Consider the following 17,343-nt stretch of genomic DNA (forward strand, 5'->3'; position numbering starts at 1 on the left):
CTCGCCCGCGCTCCAACCATCGCCGAGCTCTCGGGCAAAATCCACCACATCACTCGGCACCGGCGCGGGGGCGCGGGCGTCAGTCCTGACATTCCAGCCCGCCGATCGACGCGCTTGCCCAGTTCATTTTGGGCATCCCGCATCTGCGCCAGCAATGCGAGCGGATCAAGCGAGCTGTAGATCTCTTGCAGCCTGTATTTGAATGCCTCATCGAGACTCGGATGGACCAACGCTCTTCGTACGGCGTTGCCGGAGGAAGATAGCGCTTGACCACTTTGGCGCCTTCACGGTGCTTCTCCTTCAGCTTAAACGAAGGCTGGAAGAAATTGATGTGCAGCCGTGCCGCCGCAACTGATGTGTTCGAGCGCTGGCGGCTTCCAGTCGTGCTTTGCTCGAGCACAGCGCTTGGCACCATCAATCACTCACTGCTGTCGATAGAGGCTCTCCGAAAGCGAGAGATCCCATACTCGGATGGCCTTCATCGGAGAAAGAAATGCCGAGACTCAGACAGTCATCCGCGAGAAGGGGCGGGTGCGCTGTCTGAGACGATTGCCATGGCTCTCTGACCTCACCGCGGACATGCTGCAGGCAGCCTGGCGCCGGTTGCGAACAGCAGCGGTCCGAGCGCCGCGGCGAGCCGCAGCGATCGAACCATGTTTCGGGCCTCGTGCGACATCGTGCTCTCCCGGAATTCCGCCACCGGATTGGAGATGAATTCAGACAGGCGACACGCGCTTTGGCAAGACGGCGAGCCCTTCAGTTTGCGCGCGCATGCTCCGCAGTTTCGTGCAGTCTATTTGGAGTCCTTATTTGGAATCCTTGGCCGCGATCACCTCGATCTCGACCAGGAAGCCGGGATTGGCGAGCGCTGTGACGCCGAGCACCGAGCGCGCCGGCAGGTTCGGCTGGCTGCCGCCGAAGAACTGGGTGTAGCCCTCCATGAAGGCCTTGAAGTCCATCGGCGCGGACGTGTTGTGCACTAAAAATACCTGCATCTTGACGACGTCGCCCATGCCGAGACCCTGGCCTTCCAGAATGGCCTTGATGCGGTTGAGCACACCGACGGTCTGGGTCTTGATGTCGCCATAGGCCTGCGGGCTCGATGGATCGGCATCCTTGTGGACGACCGGCGGCACTTGGCCGCTGACATAGACCGTCGTGGTGTTGTCGGTGACCGTCACGGCCTGCGCGATCGGGAATGTCGAGTTGGGAATCGGATGCCTGACCACATCCGCGGAGGCAGCGGTCGCCATCGCCGACAGCGCGGCGCCCAGTGCGATACCGATGAATTTCATCGAACTCTCTCCAAAGTGTTTAGCGGCGGGCGTCCTGGACGTCCTTGGGCGTCACCGCGTCCTGATAGGTGTTGCCGAAGTGCGTCCGCAGATAGTTCACAACCGCGGCGACCTGACCATCGGTCATCATGTCGCCGAACGCCGGCATGCCGCGGCGGCCGTTGACGACGAGGTAAATCGGATAGCTGCCGGTTTCGAGATTCTTGTTGCCGGCGAGCGAAGGATAGGTGCCGGCGCCGCTTGCGCCCGTCGCATCCGGCATGTGGCAGCCCTGGCAAACATTGCCGAACAGCTCTTTGCCGGTCATCTCCACGAAACCGTAGCCTGAAGAGAAGGTGCGCTTGGTCACCCCGCTGTCCAGCCCGAGGGCCGCAGTCGCCGACAGCAATGCCATCGCCGCCATAACCGATGTTCCTGTCCGCACCATCATGTCTTCACCACGCGTTCGTGCAATCGGGTAATCGCATCGAGCGCGGACAGGATTGCGCCCTCCTGCCAGGCCGGCAGTTGCGAAGCGTGCTCGCCCGCCAGCGCGATGCGGCCGTCGATCTGGCAGAGATTGCGGTAATGCTGCGCCCGCCCGGCTTCGGTCCATTCACCGGCGCAGCCGAGCGTGAACGGCACCCGATGCCACGCCACCGCGACGCCATTCTCGAACTCGCTTTTGTACTGCGGATGGATCTTGGCGCCGAACTCGACCGCGCTGGCGACCCGTTCGGCCGGCGTCATCGCCGTGAACTCGAAGGAATTGGCGCCCTCGTACAAATGGGCGCCGAGCAGGACGCCGCGGCCGCCGCGGTTGAAACCATAGTTCGGATAACCGATATTCCGGATCGGCAGGTCGGTGTAGCTGATGCCGCCATAGATCGCCTCATCCTCCTCCCAGAACCGCCGCTTGAACTGCAGCCCAACCTTCACCGAGGCGGCGTACGGCAAGGAATCGATCGCATTCTTCATCGGCCCGCTGACGTCGACGGGCAGCTGACTCAGGATCGGCAGCGGGATGGTGCAGATGCACCAGTCGGCGGTCGCCTGCTGCACCGCGGACGGACTGGCGGTGTCGACATAGCTCACGGTGACGCCGGAGCTGTTCTGCTGGAGCTGCGTCACCTTGGCGTTATAGCGGATGAGGTCGCCGACCTCGCGCGCGAACGCCTTGCCGATCATGTCCACGCCGCCGACCGGCTGGAACATGGTGGTCTGGAAATCGTAGTGCGCAAAGCTCTGGACGTAGCGCCACATCCGCGACCGCAGCAGTTCCTGCAGCGAGATCGGGTCGCTCGGCAGCGGATCACCCATCAAGCCGCCGCCGGGATCGCGCGCATAACCGCGAACGTCGGCGGAGCCGAGATTGGCATTGTACCTGTAGTCGCGATCCAGTGCGCCCCACTCGCGCAGCGCTTGCAGCAGAATCTCCTGGTCTTCCTTGCTGACGAGCTCGTCGAGCCGACCCTGCTGGCTGACTTTCGCGAGCAGCTCCGACACTCCGCCCTGGAAGTCCGCCTTGATGCTGCGAAAGCGTTGCGGCTTACCGTTGAATGCACGTGTCGCGTGCAGATAGGCGTTGTGGTTGAGCTGGATGAAGGATTCCAGCGTCACCTTGAGCCGACGGCAGTAATCGAGCAGCGCGCGATGATGATAGGGAATTCGCCACGGCCCGGGATTAAAATAGAGCCCCTGCTCGAACTGGCAGGTCTGCTTGAAGCCGCCGAGCTCGGTAAAGCTGTCACCACCGCGAATCGACCAGTTGCGGCCGCCGGCGCGGTTGTTGAATTCGAGGATCTGGACCTTGTAGCCGGCCTTGTGCAGTTCCAGCGCCGCCGTCATGCCGGCAAGCCCGGCGCCGAGAATCAGGACAGAGGCGCCCTTCACGTCGCCCGTGAGCTTGAGCGGCCCCTTGTAGGCGGACTCCGATGCGAAACCGAGGCTCGTCATCGCACGATACATCGCCGTACTGCCGGCGATGGTCCCGATCAGCGCCAGCAAATCTCGCCGCCTTACCATCGTTCTGCACCCGCGTTCACCCAGCCGCTGACCTCGTTGATGAAGGGAAACGGTTGACGTGAACCAATGTCAAGAAAGGCACACGCTTCCCATCCACCCACACGCGCTTTTGATGCGTCACGCGACCGACGCATCACACCACGCGCTCGCGATGCACGCGCTGACAATCCATCTCGAAGTTGATCCCGACCACCGGTGGCCGGTCGAAATGCCAGTCAAGACATTGCGAAGCGCGCCACGGGCGGCCGAGCTCGCTTTTCGAGCACCGGATAGGCATCGTGCACTGTATAGAGCTGCACCGCAGCGGTATCCCGCCAGGAGGGCGACGAACGCGCTCATCATGTCGTGTTCCTATTGATAGGGTGATCGGGCTTCTCGTCGTCTCGCATCCTATGCTCCAGCAAAAAGCCGCATCGTGTAGCGCGGCGGCGTGTCGAGCCACAATATAACGTCTCTCATGTGAGAAGCCGGGCGACAGCCTACCAAGATTGGTGGGGTTGGATGACGGTGCTGGACAGAAATGGTTTGAAGCCCAGCAATGGTGTACACGAGCAAATTTCGCTGAATCCGCATCGAGCATCTTTACTTGAGATCTTATGGAGTCTAGTTCGTGCGAAGGCTCTGTCAGCTCTCTCAGCGCCAGCAAAGCCCCATTCCCTCGATCCGCCGCAGATCATGTCAAACGACAGCGCGTTGTCACCGATTTCCGATATTTTGGATGCGTACTGGCGGTCCCATCGGTTCTTGCTTCTTGTCGTTGCCACAGCGGTGCTGATCTCCAGCGCGAGCAGCGTCGCAGCCCCCATGTATTTTCGAGTCTCATTGATCGTCTCCCGCCGGGGGAGGGGATGTCGGCGCTTGCCTGGGGAGTCGCCAGCTATGCGGTCCTGCTTGGCATAGCCTTGCAGCGCATGCTGCAGTATCTTTCCTTCATGACAGCCGAGAACCTGGGCTTCATCGCCGCAACTCGCGTTTTCGATCGCATCCTGAGAAAGAGGTCGCGCAGCGCCTCACGATGATGTCCGGGTTGGGCGCCTCAAGGTTGCAGCGGAGTAAGAACCGCGACCAGCCGAATGAACGAGGTCACCTCAACCCCGTCCCAGCGGACATCGCCAGTCCGGCAGACCGGACCAGGAACTTTCGAGCAAATATCAGTCTGGCTGCGGCTGCCCCCACGTATTGCCTCATGGAGGAATGTTCCCGAAGGCGCGATCGTTGCCTCATTTTTCGCTCCCGAGAGGGCGGACGGTCGGTACGGGGGAGTGCGGGTGCGGTCACCGTACGACCTGTGTCGCATCGATCTGCGCCGCATGATCCGCCGATCGCGGGGTGAGAGATCAAAAAAATATCGCGCTCGATCCCTTCCGCCAGTTCGACAATGCGTTCTGAATCATGGCCAATGTTGAGTGCCAATTTCCATGGCTGGCTGCGGTTCGCATGGCCGCCAAATAGGCCATTCTGTTCGCGAGCGATCCAGTTTCCCTGGCGATCCCTACCAATAAAGACCCTGGAAGTCGCAGGGATGCGCGAAGGGGGCATCTAACTTCATTGTTTATCCCAGGAATGTGAAAGTGTAAGCGAATGTGAAAGTGTAAGCGCCGCTCTTCAGTGTAGATCGGGGCTAGTTGTCGTTTTGCGTGTGATCCTGCGGCATGCTAGCCGCGCTCGGTGTGACCTGCCTACAAGTGATTTTCTTGATCGACGATCGGCATGCGGCGTTGGCCCCATTCCAAAGTTTCACTACCCCTTTCGTGAGTGCGACCACTTTCGCGCAGATCAGCCGAAGTCGCCGCGTCTACGCTGACGAATAAAGGGTCTCCTTTACCGGAAGGTATTACCTGCCAACCGGTAGTCGTAACAAGCGCATCGCATATTCTTGCGTCTGGCATCAACTGTTGCGGTCAGTAGTTGACTAACGGACAGTTGTGGGCGCCGCATATGGATATTCTACAGCCAGTCAATCATGACAGTCACAAAGGTGAGCGAGGACAGCGAGTTGCTGTGCCGTTTTACTGCGTGAATCAGGGTTCTGGAGGAGTGCGAACTGCGAGCGCTCACGAGGGTTATCGGCCTAGCGAGACCGGCTGCTGAGGGGCTTTGAAAAAGTCTACCATTCATCCGTCGCTTCTTAGAAAATTACGGTGGCCATGTTCTACTCGACGATGGGTTCCAATATCTGGGCTCACCGCCAACAAATGAAATGCTTATCGGGCGACGCCCGCCAGGATTGTTATTGTCTACTATCTCTTGACGGGATTGAGCCGCTCCTAAGCACTGCAGCGTCGTTGGGAAGCGGACTGGCCCGATATCTGCTTGGCCTTCGCCGCGACAAACGGTGGAGGAGGCCATGCCACTGGAGTACCCGAGTCTCGCCATGTTCATAAGGGAGAGGCGCGCTTTAGTTTTCCGCTCACCTAATCATAAGCATCGCGATGTTCCCCAAGAGCACGAACGATATAGCCGCTTCTTGGATCCGTCGTAGTTGTTTTTTGAGTCACAGAATGTCCTCGGCGTCGAAGCCGCGAGAGAGGTCGCTCCCGCTCGTAATCACTCCGGATGTCGAACGAAATTCATGGCCGGAATAGAACGGCACGCAATCGAAAAGGAATTGTTGGAAAATGACGACAACCTCACGACGCGGTATCAGTCGCCGTAAAGTGCTGTCGATGGGTGGCGGCGCGATACTGGCGCCTTATGACGTTTCCTTGTCTCTTATGTCCCTTTCCAGGGACGAACATTACGCGGCTGTTGCTGAGGGAACCAACATCTCTGCCGCCGTGTCGCCTACTGGGCAGACGGTGGCATTTGATCTGGCCGGGAGCCTTTGGCTTGTGGACATCGGCGGCGGACTTGCGCGACGGATGACTGACGAACTCGGCGATGTCGCGCAACCCCACTGGTCCCCAGACGGGAAAGAGATCGTTTTCCAATGCTATCGGGATGGAAATTTCCATCTCTGGACAATCTGCGCCGATGGCACCCGGTTGAAGCAACTTACGCGCGGTCCCAACGATGATCGCGAGCCAGTCTACTCCCCAGATGGGCAGCGAATCGCGTTCTCGTCGGATCGCGGTTTGGGCTACGGCATCTACGCTTTTGACAGGAATACTGGCGCCGTGGAATCGCTGGTAGATACCGAGGCCGAGGAAACCGAACCGGCCTGGTCGCCGGACGGACGAAAGATCGCATTCGTTACGAACAGATCATCGCTCGATGTTTTGGACGAACTTGGTAACCGGACCACCGTTGCATCTGTTCACAACCCGACAGACCTTTTCGATCCCAAGGAGATTCACGGCCCATCCTGGTCTCCCGACGGCGATCTCACTTACATGATAGTGGACAACGGTACGGTTCAGTTGCATCGGTCTCGAGGCATTGTAGTTCAAGGCGAAGACGTTTTTCCATTTCGCGCATCATGGTTGCCAATCGGCGAGTTCGTATACACGTCCGGCGGGAAGATACGGCGGCGACGCCTGGAAAAGGCGGAGTCTTCCGTTATTGAATTCTCGGCACAGCTTCCAATCGCCAAGCCACGGTACAAGAAAGTGCGCCGGGATTTCGATTCGATCGGACGACGTCCTGTGCTCGGTATCGGCAGCCCGGTCTTGTCGCCGGATGGCCGCAAAATCGCTTTCCGCGCTCTGAACGACATTTGGACGATGACGATTGGGGAGCGGCCGTGCCGCATTTGCCGTGACGGATTCTATAAATCCGACCCGGCGTGGTCGCCTGACGGCCGGTGGCTGTCTTACTCGAGTGACCGTGGTGGCAAGCTGGATATATGGTTGAATGACCTGCGCACCGGCGAGAATCGGCAACTCACGTACTTGCCCGATGCTGCGCTATCCGGATCATGGTCGCGGGACGGCAGATTGATCGCTTTTTTGGATCAGACCGGCACTCTTTATACGATTGAAATCGAGAGCGGGTCTATTCAGAAGGTCTATGGTCCTTTATGGGAGCCGGGCAGACCGAGTTGGGGACCTGATGGGCGGACGATTGCCCTAGCAGCGTTCAAACCTTGCTCCGCTAGCTATCGCGAGGGCCTGAGTGAAATCCTCACCGTCGATCGAATTTCCGGCGAGGTCGAATATCAATCTCCCCTTCCAAATCGATCGCTCAGCACGCGCGGCGATGATGGACCCGTGTGGTCACCTGATGGAACGAAAGTCGCTTTCGTGCTAGCTAGTTTGCTATACGTCGCTCCGGTCGATGGCCGATGCAGGCTGACCAGCGCCCCACGTGCGATCAACGCGGAGGTTACGGACGCTCCGAGTTGGAGCGGCGACTCCAAAACGCTGCTTTATCTATGCAATGGACGTCTGCGGCTGCTTACGGCCGAGGGGGGAGAGCCGCAAACCGTGCCGCTTTCGTTGGATTGGGCGATGGCGAAGCCTTCGGGGCGAACCGTGCTCCGGGTCGGGCGCTTATGGGATGCCCGCAGTCCGGATCTTCGCGAGAACGTCGATATTGTCATCGATTCGAACAGGATCGCGGCCATCGTGCCCCAGAACGGCGGTGCTTATGGCGATGCAAAGATCGTCGAGGCTCCGCAGTCGACAGCCATGCCCGGATTGATGGACATGCATACCCATCGACAAATGCAGGGGTATTCATATGGCGATCGACAAGGCCGAATGTGGCTTTCGCTGGGGATCACGACAACGCGATCGGTCGGTTCGCCCGCATACCACATGGTGGAGGACAGGGAATCCATCGACTCCGGGTCGCGGTTGGGGCCGCGTCATTTTGCGACCGGTGAAGCCATCGACGGCTCTAGGATATTCTATAACTTCATGCGTCCGGTCACGGAGCAGGGACAGTTGGCGCGCGAGTTGCAACGTGCGGAAGCCCTGTCGTATGATCTCGTCAAAACTTATGTCCGATTGGCGCCCGAGGCACAGCGCGACGTGATTGCCTGGGCGCATGCCCGAGGTCTGCACGTCACGTCGCACTACCAGTACCCGGCCGCGGCCTTCGGCGCGGATGGGATGGAGCATCTCGGTGCCACCAGCCGGCTCGGTTACTCACGAACCATGAGCCGATCAGGCGCGGCATATCAAGATTTCCTGGAGGTATTCGTCCAAAGCGGCATGACGTGTACGCCCACCATCTTCACTGCTAACGCGTTGCTGGGCGAGGATCGTTCGTGGCTGGACGACATCCGGATCAAAACCCTCTATCCCACATGGGAGTATGCACGGCTAAAAGAACGCACTAGACTGATGTCTGGTTCGAAACGGCTGGTCACGCTCGCCGAACTCGAACGCAATGTCGTGCAAGTCAGAGAGTTGATGCGCAAGGGTGGCCGCGTAATCACTGGCACAGACGCACCGATCGATTTCCCGGCCATCAGCTTACATCTTAATCTGCGGGCGATGGTTCGCTATGGTGTGACTCCATATCAAGCTATGTTGACGGCTACCCGGTTTCCCGGCGAATTTCTTGGCGAACCGTTGGGAACGATTGCAGAAGGAGCACTTGCCGATGTCGTCCTAGTCGAGGGAAACCCGTTGCTGCGTATCGAGGATGCCGCAAATGTCGACTATGTGGTCAAGAATGGCGAGGTTTTAAGCGTCAAAGATCTACTGGCTCCTTTCGTCGCAACGCAAGTTCATCAGCATGGAAGGAATAAGACATTATCGCCGGTTCGGACCGCTGTGAACGAAAGGCGTTTCTGGTGGCACGGAAAGGAATTTGTTGAGAATAACAGAGTTTACTGCTGCTGTACCGCGACACCGCGGCTGAGTTGCACCGGTTAGAGTCAAATTTTGCGACGGAATCGACAATTCGATGCAGCAGTCGGTTTGGGATCGCCTGAACTCATTGTGCCAGTAAGCACAAGGCCTACCCTTGGAAGTAAGCTTGCCGCGTCTAAAATGATTCCTGGAGTTGCGTTGGCAGCATTGGTCACGATCACCGATCCGGCGCAGCGATCGCATGGGGGCGCGACTCACGGGGCGGTCGCCGTCCACCAGCTTGGGCCAAGAGGATCCGGTTCAGCGGGATGCCCCGCGCATCGAAGAACGGCACCACGCGATCATTCAACAGTTCGGCCGCCGTGATCGGCGTCTTGCGATCATACAGCTTGGCGAACGCCACCTTGCTGTAGGTGTCAATGAAGGTGTGCTGATAGATCCGCCCGACCCCCTTCATGTTGCCGACATAGAAGGTGTCCTGCGCACCGCAATAGCCGGGGCATTCGCTCTCGAACTCGCCGTGCGCCTCCTTCTCGGACTTGGCCTTTTCCAACGCACCGAGCTGGGCCTCGGTCAGCATCAGGCCGTCCTGGGCCATCTTGGCCTCCAGCGCCGTCAGCCGCTTCTTGCCCGCACGCCGAACGGGGAGATCGACAGGCCGCGGCTCCTGAGCTCATTGCTGACCCGCACCTGACCCCAGGCCGGCTGGTCGATCGCCAGCTCAACGACGGCTGCCTCGACCTCCGGCGCGACACGGTTCTTCAGGAGCGGTTTCTTGCGGCTGATCTCAATCAGCGCCAGCTCGCCGCCCTTGTCGTACAGTTCCTTGAACCGGTAGAAGCTGTCGCGGCTATAGCCCATCATCCGGCAAGCCTGGCTGACGTGGCCGAGCTGCTTGGCCAATTCGAGCATTCCGACCTTCGCGCGAAGTTCCTGGGTCATGGTAACGTCTCCTGGGAGACGCTGCGGGCTGCGCGGGAGCGCCCTTTGGGTTAGCGCTCCTGCTCGCTCGCAGCTCCATTCCCTGCCAGTTCAAACCTTGCCGTCAGATTAAGTCGAAACGTCTACACATCGACCATGTGGCAACCGCGGCGCACATTGATATAGAGCTGCTCGCCACTCGTCTCGACAAAGCGATAGCTGGAGGAAAAGTGGCGGCTCTTCAGCGCCGGCCGACTGCCCGAGCACAGCATACGACTGCAGGAGCAGCGTCGCGATGGCTGCGACAGTGATATGCTTGGTGCCCCGAATGTTACCCTCGCCTCATGTCTTGATCACCCGCTCATGGAGCCGCGGGATGGCATCAAGTGAGGAGAGGATTGCGCCCTCCGCCAGGCCGCAGTGCGGACGCATGCTCGCCGGCAAGCAAAATGCGCCCGTCGATCCCACACAGATTGCGATAGTGCTGCTTGCGGGACGCCTCGGACCAGTAGCCGCTACAGCCAAGCGTGAATGGCACCCGGTGCCAGGCGAGATGCCGTTTTCGAACTCCGTCCTGTATTGAGGATGGATAGCCGCGCCAAACTCGACCGCGCGCGCCACGCGCTCATCCGGCGGCATGGCGGTGACTCGAAGGAATTGGCGCCCTCGAACAGATAAGCGCCGAGCGGGATGCCGCGTCCGATCTTGTTGTAGTCGGTGTTGGGATAGCCGATCTCTCGGATCGGCAAATCCGTATAGCTGATGCCGCCATAGATCGCGTCGTCCTCCTCCCAAAATGGGCGCTTGAACTGCAGCCCGACTTTCACCGATGCTGTATAAGGCACGGCATCTATAGCCGCCTTCATCGCGGCGCCTACATTGATGGGCAACTGGCTCAGAATCGACAACGGGATCGTGCACGGGCACCAATCGGCAGTGACCTTTTGCGACTGCGCGGGGTTTTTGGCGTCCACATAGGTCACGGTGACGCCGCTAACGTTCTGCCAAATTTCCGTGACCTTTGCACTATAGCGGATGAGCTCGCCGAGTTCGCGCGCGAAGGCCTTGCCGATCATATCCATGCCGCCGACCGGCTGGAACATTGTCGTTTGCAATTCGCACTTGGCGACATTCCAAAATGGCGCCACAGTTGCGACTTCAGAATGTCCGAGAGCGCTAACGGCCCGCTCGGAAGGGGAGCCGCGGATAGCCCACCCGCCGGGGGGGCATAGCCGCGATATCCGGAGGCAATCAGGCCCTCGTTGTATTTGTAGTTATGATCAAACGCGCCCCAGGATTTCAGTGCAAGCAGCAGGATTTGCTTGTCCTCCACGGAGACGCCCTGATCCAATTCGCCTTGTTTTGCGACTTTCGCAAGCAGTTCAGAAATTTGGCCCTGGAAATCGGCCTTCACTGCGCGGATTCGCTGCGGCGCCCCCCGGAAGGGCGCGAGGCGTGGGGATACGCATTGTGATTGACCTGGATGAAGGGCTCGAGCGCAACGGCCAAGCCGCTTGCAATAATCCAACAGTGCTCGATGATGATAGGGAATCCGCCACTCCCGGATCAAGATGAAGTCCGTCCTCGAAGGCGCAGGTCTGCCTGAAGCCGCCGAGTTCAACATAAGCATCGCCTCCACGAGCGTCCAGTTCCGCCCGCCGGGGCGGTCGTTGAACTCCAGCACGCACCAGAACCTTATAGCCAGCGTTGCGTAGCTCCAGCGCGGCCGTCATGCCAGCGAGACGCGCACCGAGAATGAGTACGGAAGCGCCTTTGGCATAGTACGGCGTCGAACTCGCCGCGGATCAGCTTTTCGATGAACCGACGCACGAGCCCGCAGCCCGGTCTCGAGCGGATCAAAACAGTTGTCGAAAAGATCAACAGCCATCTCGGCTGCAGGCTGCGCAGAATTGGGCTTCGTGGTAGTGCTCGGCATGGCGTGGTCTCCAGTCCGACCCGCTAACGCCGGATGATTCGAGGTTGATCACCCCGGAGACTACGTCACCCTCATTTCCAGCCAACCCGCGACGGAACCTAAGCGCTCATCTCGAAGATGCTCTGGCTGCTTGGAAACAGATCGCGCTGGGCGCTGTTTAAGGGGAGCCGTGCTGATGCGGCATCGGCTGGAGCCGGAGGTCGGAGTCGCCGCCGCAGATTCAAAGCGGGCACGTGAGGCCGCTCCGCCTCTCGTTAGCTACAAACATGGCTCTCTGGAATAGTTACTTCCTATTCCGGCACGGGCGTGCCGGCTTGCGTCCTCTAGACATCGGTTTGGGAGGCGCCGCACCCTTGGCCGGCTCAGCGAACAATTCGGACAAGTGAATACCCAAGGTCGCGGCGATACGGTCCAGGAGATCAATGGTCGGGTTCTCTTTCTTCTGCTCAATGCGGCCCATGTACGAGCGGTCGATTCCGGCATCATAGGCCAATTGCTCTTGCGGAATGCCGCGCTCTACGCGGATCCGGCGCACATTCCAGGCCACAAGCGCACGAGCGTTCATGCGCAAAGGCAGCCATTCCGATGATTATGAAACCACTGGTTATAGCCAGACTATTACGATAAGCTGGCAGCCGGGCAGTTGGCTGTCCGCGCACTATTGCTTCAACGAAGCAGATCACCGCGAGACGCAGATGTCGTGGAGTTTGTCGTCTTTGAATGCCATTGACCCATCACAAGCGAGCTCAAGGCGCGACAGTTCGTTACTGGCGGCAGAGCAAAATGGCCCCAGAAGAACTGCGGCTTTTTCCAGGCGGCGCGACCAAATAGGACAACCGTTCAGCTGGAGCTCCAAAAGTGAACGAATTCTCCTCCACGTGGCTGCCTCCAGGCCGCGGCCTTTCACCACGGCGCGCGGGCAAACGACGGACCTCCTTTCCGTTCCGGGAGGGTGAAGCGACAGAACAGCCTAGCTGCATGGCAAATCTGCGACCAGTCACCGGTATGGACTGCGAGTGGATCCAGCGCCGTGAAAGAGCAAATGGGCAGAATGGAGCCAGCAGGTCATTGTGAGTCATATGCGCTCGCAGCCACGCGTCCGGCCAAAAAGAGGTTGGGACTGCGACGATTCGAGCGGTACCAAAATGGCCCCACGTTAGTTATCGTTGCTCGGATTTCGATAGATTTTTCAGTTTGGTAGGAGTTTCAGGCATTGCCGGCCGATCCGAAGATCGCAGATTTGGCGCCCAGCGCGCACGAGCTCACGTCATATGACAAGGAGCACGCTGTCACCTACATGCGACTTCTCGATGCCGACGCTGACAAGGCCGATTGGCGCGAAATCGCGCGCATTGTGCTCGGGCTTGACACGACCCTTGAACCAGACCGTGCGCGACGCACCTTCGAAAGTCATCTGGCTCGAGCCAAGTGGCTAGCGGGCCACGGCTATCGTGATCTGCTGCGCGGCGGTTGGCCAAAGGAATGAACACGGCCGATCTCAGGATCGGCGGAATTCCTAGCAATCGTAAAACATGATCATTGCATCGATTCAGTGCATGCAAGGTGAGTACACGGCGCGCACGCAACGGTAAAGCGCCACAATCATCGGCTGCAGTTCACCGCGCGTGAAGATCATGCGGGGAAATGGGCGATGGCGGATACTGACTGGAGATCTGAGGAAGCATACAGCGGCCTCAAGAACGCAGAAGCTGACGACCTGGCCTGGGAGTGGCTGCGCCGGGATCGCGACTACCAAGAGGATTATAGGCTTTTATCTCGCCGCGAACGTTCAAGCGCAGCGGCGGGCCAGTTCCGACGAAAGTGGGGGCTCTCGTTTTCCAGCTGATCCGCAAAAGACGTTCGACAAGCAAGCAGTCTTCTGGGCGCCCGAGGTGCTGTCGACCGTACTGGCTGTGCGGGCGGCCAACTGCATCGCGCCCAAAAGCTTCCAGCTCGATTTCGCCAATCTGCCGGGCGACCTTCGTCGCGCAACGGGCGCCAACCGATGGTCACAGACCGATCTTCTGGCAGTTGGAGCTTTGCGGCTGGCGCGCAATCGCGCGACACGTTCAGATGGATGGCATGCGATCGTGCCGCTCGGAGGCGCGAAGCATCGCCTTTGGCTGAGCAAGCTTCCGGCGAGCGGGTCTGCTGTCGCCCTCGATCTGCCGCTCGACACGAACTTCGAGCTTCGCTTGCAGGCCGCACGTCGACTTTGGCTCGCGCTTGAGCATCGGCCGCTCGGAACGCCCCCTCTTGCTTTGCCGGCTTTCAAGCGGCGTCGACTGATCCTCGCGCTGCGCGCACTCGATGGATGGCAGGAAGGAAATAGCTATCGCCAAATCGCGCTCGGCCTGTTTGGAGGCCACCGTATCGCCGAGCGGGGCTGGAAAACAGACGATTTGCGCAGCCGAACCATTCGACTTGTTAAGCTGGGGCGGCGCCTCATGCGCCTTCGCTGCCGCGCATTGCTCCACAGGGCCAGGAATGACAGTTCATGAACTCTTGGGAGATCAATGGCATACTCCCGTTCCGCCAGCCAATTCGTCGGCTGGCGAGATACACGATAGCCGATAGGATGAGATCTTTGCGTCCTGATCTCTCACTGTTTACCGTCTGGATGGCTGCAACAGAGAAAGGCTATCCTCGTAAGGCTTTGACGGCTTTGCTCGGATGGTTTTCTCAAGTTGAGCGCGCTGGACTATCCGTGCAATGCACTGTCTCCCGCTGTTCCGGATTGAAGGGCGCCTGGTAGGCGTCAGGTAACCTGCGCAAGTGCTGCCTTCTTGCAAAGACGAGCCACCCATCGGCAAAAAGAACGTGCGACCTCGGGATGCTCGCTGCGATCCACCGCATAGGCGCGATATTGCATGCCACTTGGAGCGCGTGAGCCGGGTATGATTTGCAAAGCGCCCCCTCGCACCAGATCACTGACGATGATTTCTGGTGCGACAAGAAGGCATTTTCCTGTCATGACTGCCGGCAGAGCAAGATAGTTGTGATCGTACCGCGCGCCCGCTCGTATGTCGTTTGAGGACAGGTTCATTGCCCTCAGCCATGTCGGCAGGATGTCGGGGCGTGATGTAATGTTCAGTATCGGCGTTGAGCGAACGATCGAGAGCTCTCTGCCCGCGACCAGATTTGGCGGCCCCACGCATACCAGTTCCTCATTGTAGATCTCCCAACTGTCGGCGGGTTCGATGACAGAAAGGTCGCGCGTAATCAATATGTCGAAGTCATCCGACGATGTCGGCGGCGAGAGCGAGCTGATGACATCCACGATAACGCCGCCCGCTTCAGCAGAGAACGCTTGCAGATTTGGAATCAGAAGCGAGGATGCAAAAGTCGATAGTGATGTGCGGACGACGATCCGATTGGTGCCCGCGGCCGCCCGCCGCCGCATTCTCTTGGCGGTGAAGCCGACTGTCTCAAGCGGTTCAGAGACTGCGTTTGCGAATAGCCTCCCGAACTCGGTCAAATCACTGCGCCGGCCGCGCCTCTCGATGAGGTCCGCACCCAGATAGTCCCGCAGTACGGACAAATAGCGGCTGACCGAACTCTGCGTTGTTCCCAAGCTGCTGGCGGCACGCGTGACGCTGCCTTCGCGTGCGACAGTCACAAAAGCACGGATGGCATTCAGCGGAACTTCATCGTCTTGAGCCGCCATTGTCTGCTCCGGCGCCAGATTGAACATTCATCACATTATTCGATGTCCATAGCTGAATTGCCGCGAATTAAGCGGTGGCTGCGCACAAAATCCGCGCGTGGGAGCGCATTGGTACTTGGTCAAGTACCGCACAAGACCGGCCGTCAACGGCTCGGTGCTGTAAGGGGGCTAGGTCCTTTTGCGGCGTGCCGGCTTCGGCTTGCGACCTTTAGGTAAAGTAGCGGGTGGCGGGGCACCCTTTGATGGCCGAACAAACAGCTCGGAGACAGCAACTCCGAGCGTCCCGGCAAGGCGATCGAGAAGATCGATTGTCGGGTTCGCCTGTTGGCGCTCAAGCCCGCTCATATAGGAGCGATCAACACCTGCATCGTAGGCCAATTGCTCTTGCGGAATACCGCGCTCGACGCGGATCCGGCGCACATTGTAAGCCACAAGCGCACGAGCTCTCATGCGCGAAGGCAGCCATTTCGATGGTCATCAAACCACTGGCTATAACCTACATAAAAACATCACAAAAATTCGAGGTCTTCGATCGAACTATTCGATGCGTCTCACCGAATCGTTGTTCCCCGACGCTATTGGGGCGGGCCGCATCAGTGCTGGTATGTCGACCGTCTATCAATTTGCGGCCGGCGCAGGTTTTGCGGGCGCTGACCGGATCTCGGTCGTTCCGGTGGCTCGGCAGCCGTTCGATTCCGTTGTCCCAATTTGCGCGAACAGCCTCGAACCAAAAGCAAAGACGCTGACTGAGAGGGGCCGATGGTCCTCCATTCAACGAAATGGAGTTGCAGCCCCGATGAATGAGCTGTCCCAAACCATCGAGATTGCAGCGACAGCCGTTCAGGCGAGGTTAGAGTTGACCTTCAGTCCTGCATCAGCGCAGAAAGCGCGTTTCAGCTGCCTTAATCTCGTCCATTCTCTGGAGTCTGAAGATTTCCTCTACCGCTACAATATCCTTGTGGACGTTCTGGACGCCGCGATCCGCGATGATGCGCCGGAAGGTGTCCCTCAAGGCCGCGCTTGAGGCCCGGATACCGTAATTGCCATAGATCATCATCTGGACGTTGCCCAACTCCTTGACCCGACGGGCATCCAGGTCCGGATAAGCATTTGGCACAATGGCCAGCGGCACTAAACCGGTCCAGGCGCGGGAAAAGCTTTCGATCTCGCCAGGATCCTTCTTCTTTGAATGGATTAGGATCATATCGGCACCAGCCTTCACATAGGCTTGCGCGCGGTCTAGGGCTTCAGCTTCGCCAAGGCCAGCGATGAGCGCTTCGGTTCTCGCGATCACAAGAAATTCCGGATCACGCCTTGTGGCAAGAGCAGCCTCGATCTTGCCCTGGAATTCCTCGACGCGCAGCAGTTGCTGGCGGCCGCCTGCAGCAAGGCTCGTAACCTTGGGAAATGTCTTGTCCTCGATGACAACGGCGCTGGCGCCGGCCCTTTCATACTCGCCAATCGCATGGATGACATTGATCGCATTGCCATAGCCCGTGTCGATGTCGGCCACGATCGGTATCGTTGTGCGCCCGGCGATTGCTCGCAGCATATCCAGATGCTGTGCCATCGAGATCAGGCTCATGTCAGCCAAGCCATAAAGTGCGGAAAGTTCGAAACCGGAGGCCCACAGCCCATCGAAGCCGGCTTCCTCCGCGATGATCGCTGAAAGCGGGCTATGAGCTGCCATAATGTGGACAAGGCCACTTTCAGCCATCCGGGCACGCAGGCATTTGGCAGGGGACATCTAAAGTCTTTCAGGCTAGGGCGCCGCAAGCGGTGATGATCGGATCTCAGGCGCGGGTGAGATCCTTAAGC

General features: G+C 59.0%; 14 protein-coding genes and 2 pseudogenes. 6 read left to right on the forward strand and 10 right to left on the reverse strand.

The features are described from left to right. Positions 1-353: 353 nt before the first annotated feature. Positions 354-600: pseudogene (bioD, locus tag EI171_RS45535) on the forward strand (ATP-dependent dethiobiotin synthetase BioD); the annotation flags it as partial. Positions 601-806: 206 nt separating this feature from the next. On the opposite strand, the gene EI171_RS11430 reads toward bioD, so the two are convergent. The 3 genes from EI171_RS11430 to EI171_RS11440 are packed head-to-tail and all read right to left on the reverse strand — an operon-like array spanning position 807 to position 3,299. After that, positions 807-1,295: a Rid family hydrolase gene (locus EI171_RS11430; protein ID WP_161533369.1), complete on the reverse strand. Its 489-nt coding sequence runs from the start codon at positions 1,293-1,295 to the stop codon at positions 807-809. A gap of 19 nt (positions 1,296-1,314) precedes the next feature. Then, complete coding sequence (locus EI171_RS11435) at positions 1,315-1,698, reverse strand: cytochrome c (RefSeq protein ID WP_246740505.1); 384 nt, start codon at positions 1,696-1,698, stop codon at positions 1,315-1,317. A gap of 23 nt (positions 1,699-1,721) precedes the next feature. Next, positions 1,722-3,299 carry a flavin monoamine oxidase family protein gene (locus EI171_RS11440; protein WP_161533370.1) on the reverse strand — a complete coding sequence of 526 codons (1,578 nt, stop codon included), beginning with the start codon at positions 3,297-3,299 and terminating at the stop codon, positions 1,722-1,724. Between the two features lie 848 nt (positions 3,300-4,147). On the opposite strand from EI171_RS11440, the gene EI171_RS45540 reads away from it, so the two are divergent. Both EI171_RS45540 and EI171_RS11450 read left to right on the forward strand, forming a co-directional pair. Beyond that, positions 4,148-4,318: a hypothetical protein gene (locus EI171_RS45540; RefSeq protein ID WP_246740506.1), complete on the forward strand. Its 171-nt coding sequence runs from the start codon at positions 4,148-4,150 to the stop codon at positions 4,316-4,318. A 1,599-nt stretch (positions 4,319-5,917) separates the two neighbouring features. Further along, positions 5,918-9,064 (forward strand): amidohydrolase family protein, encoded by a 3,147-nt coding sequence (locus EI171_RS11450; RefSeq protein ID WP_161533371.1) that lies wholly within the window; start codon positions 5,918-5,920, stop codon positions 9,062-9,064. A 226-nt stretch (positions 9,065-9,290) separates the two neighbouring features. On the opposite strand, the pseudogene EI171_RS11455 reads toward EI171_RS11450, so the two are convergent. From EI171_RS11455 to EI171_RS11465, 4 genes and pseudogenes are all read right to left on the reverse strand, one after another. Then, a pseudogene (locus EI171_RS11455) lies at positions 9,291-9,943 on the reverse strand (helix-turn-helix domain-containing protein); the annotation flags it as partial. Positions 9,944-10,437: 494 nt separating this feature from the next. Beyond that, on the reverse strand, positions 10,438-11,025 hold the full coding sequence (locus EI171_RS45545; protein ID WP_246740507.1) for an FAD-dependent oxidoreductase: 588 nt from the start codon (positions 11,023-11,025) through the stop codon (positions 10,438-10,440). Beyond that, on the reverse strand, positions 10,995-11,336 hold the full coding sequence (locus EI171_RS45550) for a hypothetical protein (protein ID WP_246740508.1): 342 nt from the start codon (positions 11,334-11,336) through the stop codon (positions 10,995-10,997). The genes EI171_RS45545 and EI171_RS45550 overlap by 31 nt, the downstream gene beginning before the upstream one ends. A gap of 805 nt (positions 11,337-12,141) precedes the next feature. Then, on the reverse strand, positions 12,142-12,423 hold the full coding sequence (locus EI171_RS11465) for a helix-turn-helix domain-containing protein (protein ID WP_161533372.1): 282 nt from the start codon (positions 12,421-12,423) through the stop codon (positions 12,142-12,144). Between the two features lie 648 nt (positions 12,424-13,071). Here EI171_RS11465 and EI171_RS11470 point away from each other — a divergent pair. The 3 genes from EI171_RS11470 to EI171_RS11480 all read left to right on the forward strand — a co-directional run bounded on the left by EI171_RS11470 (position 13,072) and on the right by EI171_RS11480 (position 14,359). Then, positions 13,072-13,344 carry a DNA -binding domain-containing protein gene (locus tag EI171_RS11470; protein WP_161533373.1) on the forward strand — a complete coding sequence of 91 codons (273 nt, stop codon included), beginning with the start codon at positions 13,072-13,074 and terminating at the stop codon, positions 13,342-13,344. Between the two features lie 165 nt (positions 13,345-13,509). Next, complete coding sequence (locus tag EI171_RS11475; protein ID WP_161533374.1) at positions 13,510-13,704, forward strand: transcriptional regulator domain-containing protein; 195 nt, start codon at positions 13,510-13,512, stop codon at positions 13,702-13,704. A gap of 46 nt (positions 13,705-13,750) precedes the next feature. Further along, the gene (locus tag EI171_RS11480; RefSeq protein WP_161533375.1) at positions 13,751-14,359 is read left to right on the forward strand and encodes a DUF2285 domain-containing protein; all 609 of its coding nucleotides are present in this window, start codon (positions 13,751-13,753) and stop codon (positions 14,357-14,359) included. Positions 14,360-14,616: 257 nt separating this feature from the next. On the opposite strand, the gene EI171_RS11485 is transcribed toward EI171_RS11480, so the two are convergent. The 3 genes from EI171_RS11485 to EI171_RS11495 form a co-directional block, all read right to left on the reverse strand. After that, positions 14,617-15,552: a LysR family transcriptional regulator gene (locus tag EI171_RS11485; protein ID WP_161533376.1), complete on the reverse strand. Its 936-nt coding sequence runs from the start codon at positions 15,550-15,552 to the stop codon at positions 14,617-14,619. 141 nt (positions 15,553-15,693) lie between these two features. Next, positions 15,694-15,975, reverse strand: a complete 282-nt coding sequence (locus tag EI171_RS11490) for a helix-turn-helix domain-containing protein (protein WP_161533377.1) — start codon at positions 15,973-15,975, stop codon at positions 15,694-15,696. A 424-nt stretch (positions 15,976-16,399) separates the two neighbouring features. Continuing rightward, positions 16,400-17,272, reverse strand: coding sequence for an isocitrate lyase/phosphoenolpyruvate mutase family protein (locus tag EI171_RS11495; RefSeq protein WP_161533378.1), 873 nt, complete (start codon positions 17,270-17,272; stop codon positions 16,400-16,402). Positions 17,273-17,343: the final 71 nt, after the last annotated feature.

The organism is Bradyrhizobium sp. LCT2 (genome assembly GCF_009931255.1).
Classification (GTDB): Bacteria; Pseudomonadota; Alphaproteobacteria; order Rhizobiales; family Xanthobacteraceae; genus Bradyrhizobium; species Bradyrhizobium diazoefficiens.

Excerpts from the sequence above, each read along its gene's own strand:
- EI171_RS11475 (WP_161533374.1), top strand. The coding sequence starts at position 13,510 with ATGGCGGATACTGACTGGAGATCTGAGGAAGCATACAGCGGCCTCAAG.
- EI171_RS45540 (WP_246740506.1), top strand. The coding sequence starts at position 4,148 with ATGTCGGCGCTTGCCTGGGGAGTCGCCAGCTATGCGGTCCTGCTTGGC.
- EI171_RS45545 (WP_246740507.1), bottom strand. The coding sequence starts at position 11,025 with ATGTTCCAGCCGGTCGGCGGCATGGATATGATCGGCAAGGCCTTCGCG.
- EI171_RS11440 (WP_161533370.1), bottom strand. The coding sequence starts at position 3,299 with ATGGTAAGGCGGCGAGATTTGCTGGCGCTGATCGGGACCATCGCCGGC.
- EI171_RS11490 (WP_161533377.1), bottom strand. The coding sequence starts at position 15,975 with ATGAGAGCTCGTGCGCTTGTGGCTTACAATGTGCGCCGGATCCGCGTC.
- EI171_RS11435 (WP_246740505.1), bottom strand. The coding sequence starts at position 1,698 with ATGGCGGCGATGGCATTGCTGTCGGCGACTGCGGCCCTCGGGCTGGAC.
- EI171_RS11485 (WP_161533376.1), bottom strand. The coding sequence starts at position 15,552 with ATGTTCAATCTGGCGCCGGAGCAGACAATGGCGGCTCAAGACGATGAA.
- EI171_RS11495 (WP_161533378.1), bottom strand. The coding sequence starts at position 17,272 with ATGTCCCCTGCCAAATGCCTGCGTGCCCGGATGGCTGAAAGTGGCCTT.
- EI171_RS11430 (WP_161533369.1), bottom strand. The coding sequence starts at position 1,295 with ATGAAATTCATCGGTATCGCACTGGGCGCCGCGCTGTCGGCGATGGCG.
- EI171_RS11450 (WP_161533371.1), top strand. The coding sequence starts at position 5,918 with ATGACGACAACCTCACGACGCGGTATCAGTCGCCGTAAAGTGCTGTCG.
- EI171_RS11465 (WP_161533372.1), bottom strand. The coding sequence starts at position 12,423 with ATGAACGCTCGTGCGCTTGTGGCCTGGAATGTGCGCCGGATCCGCGTA.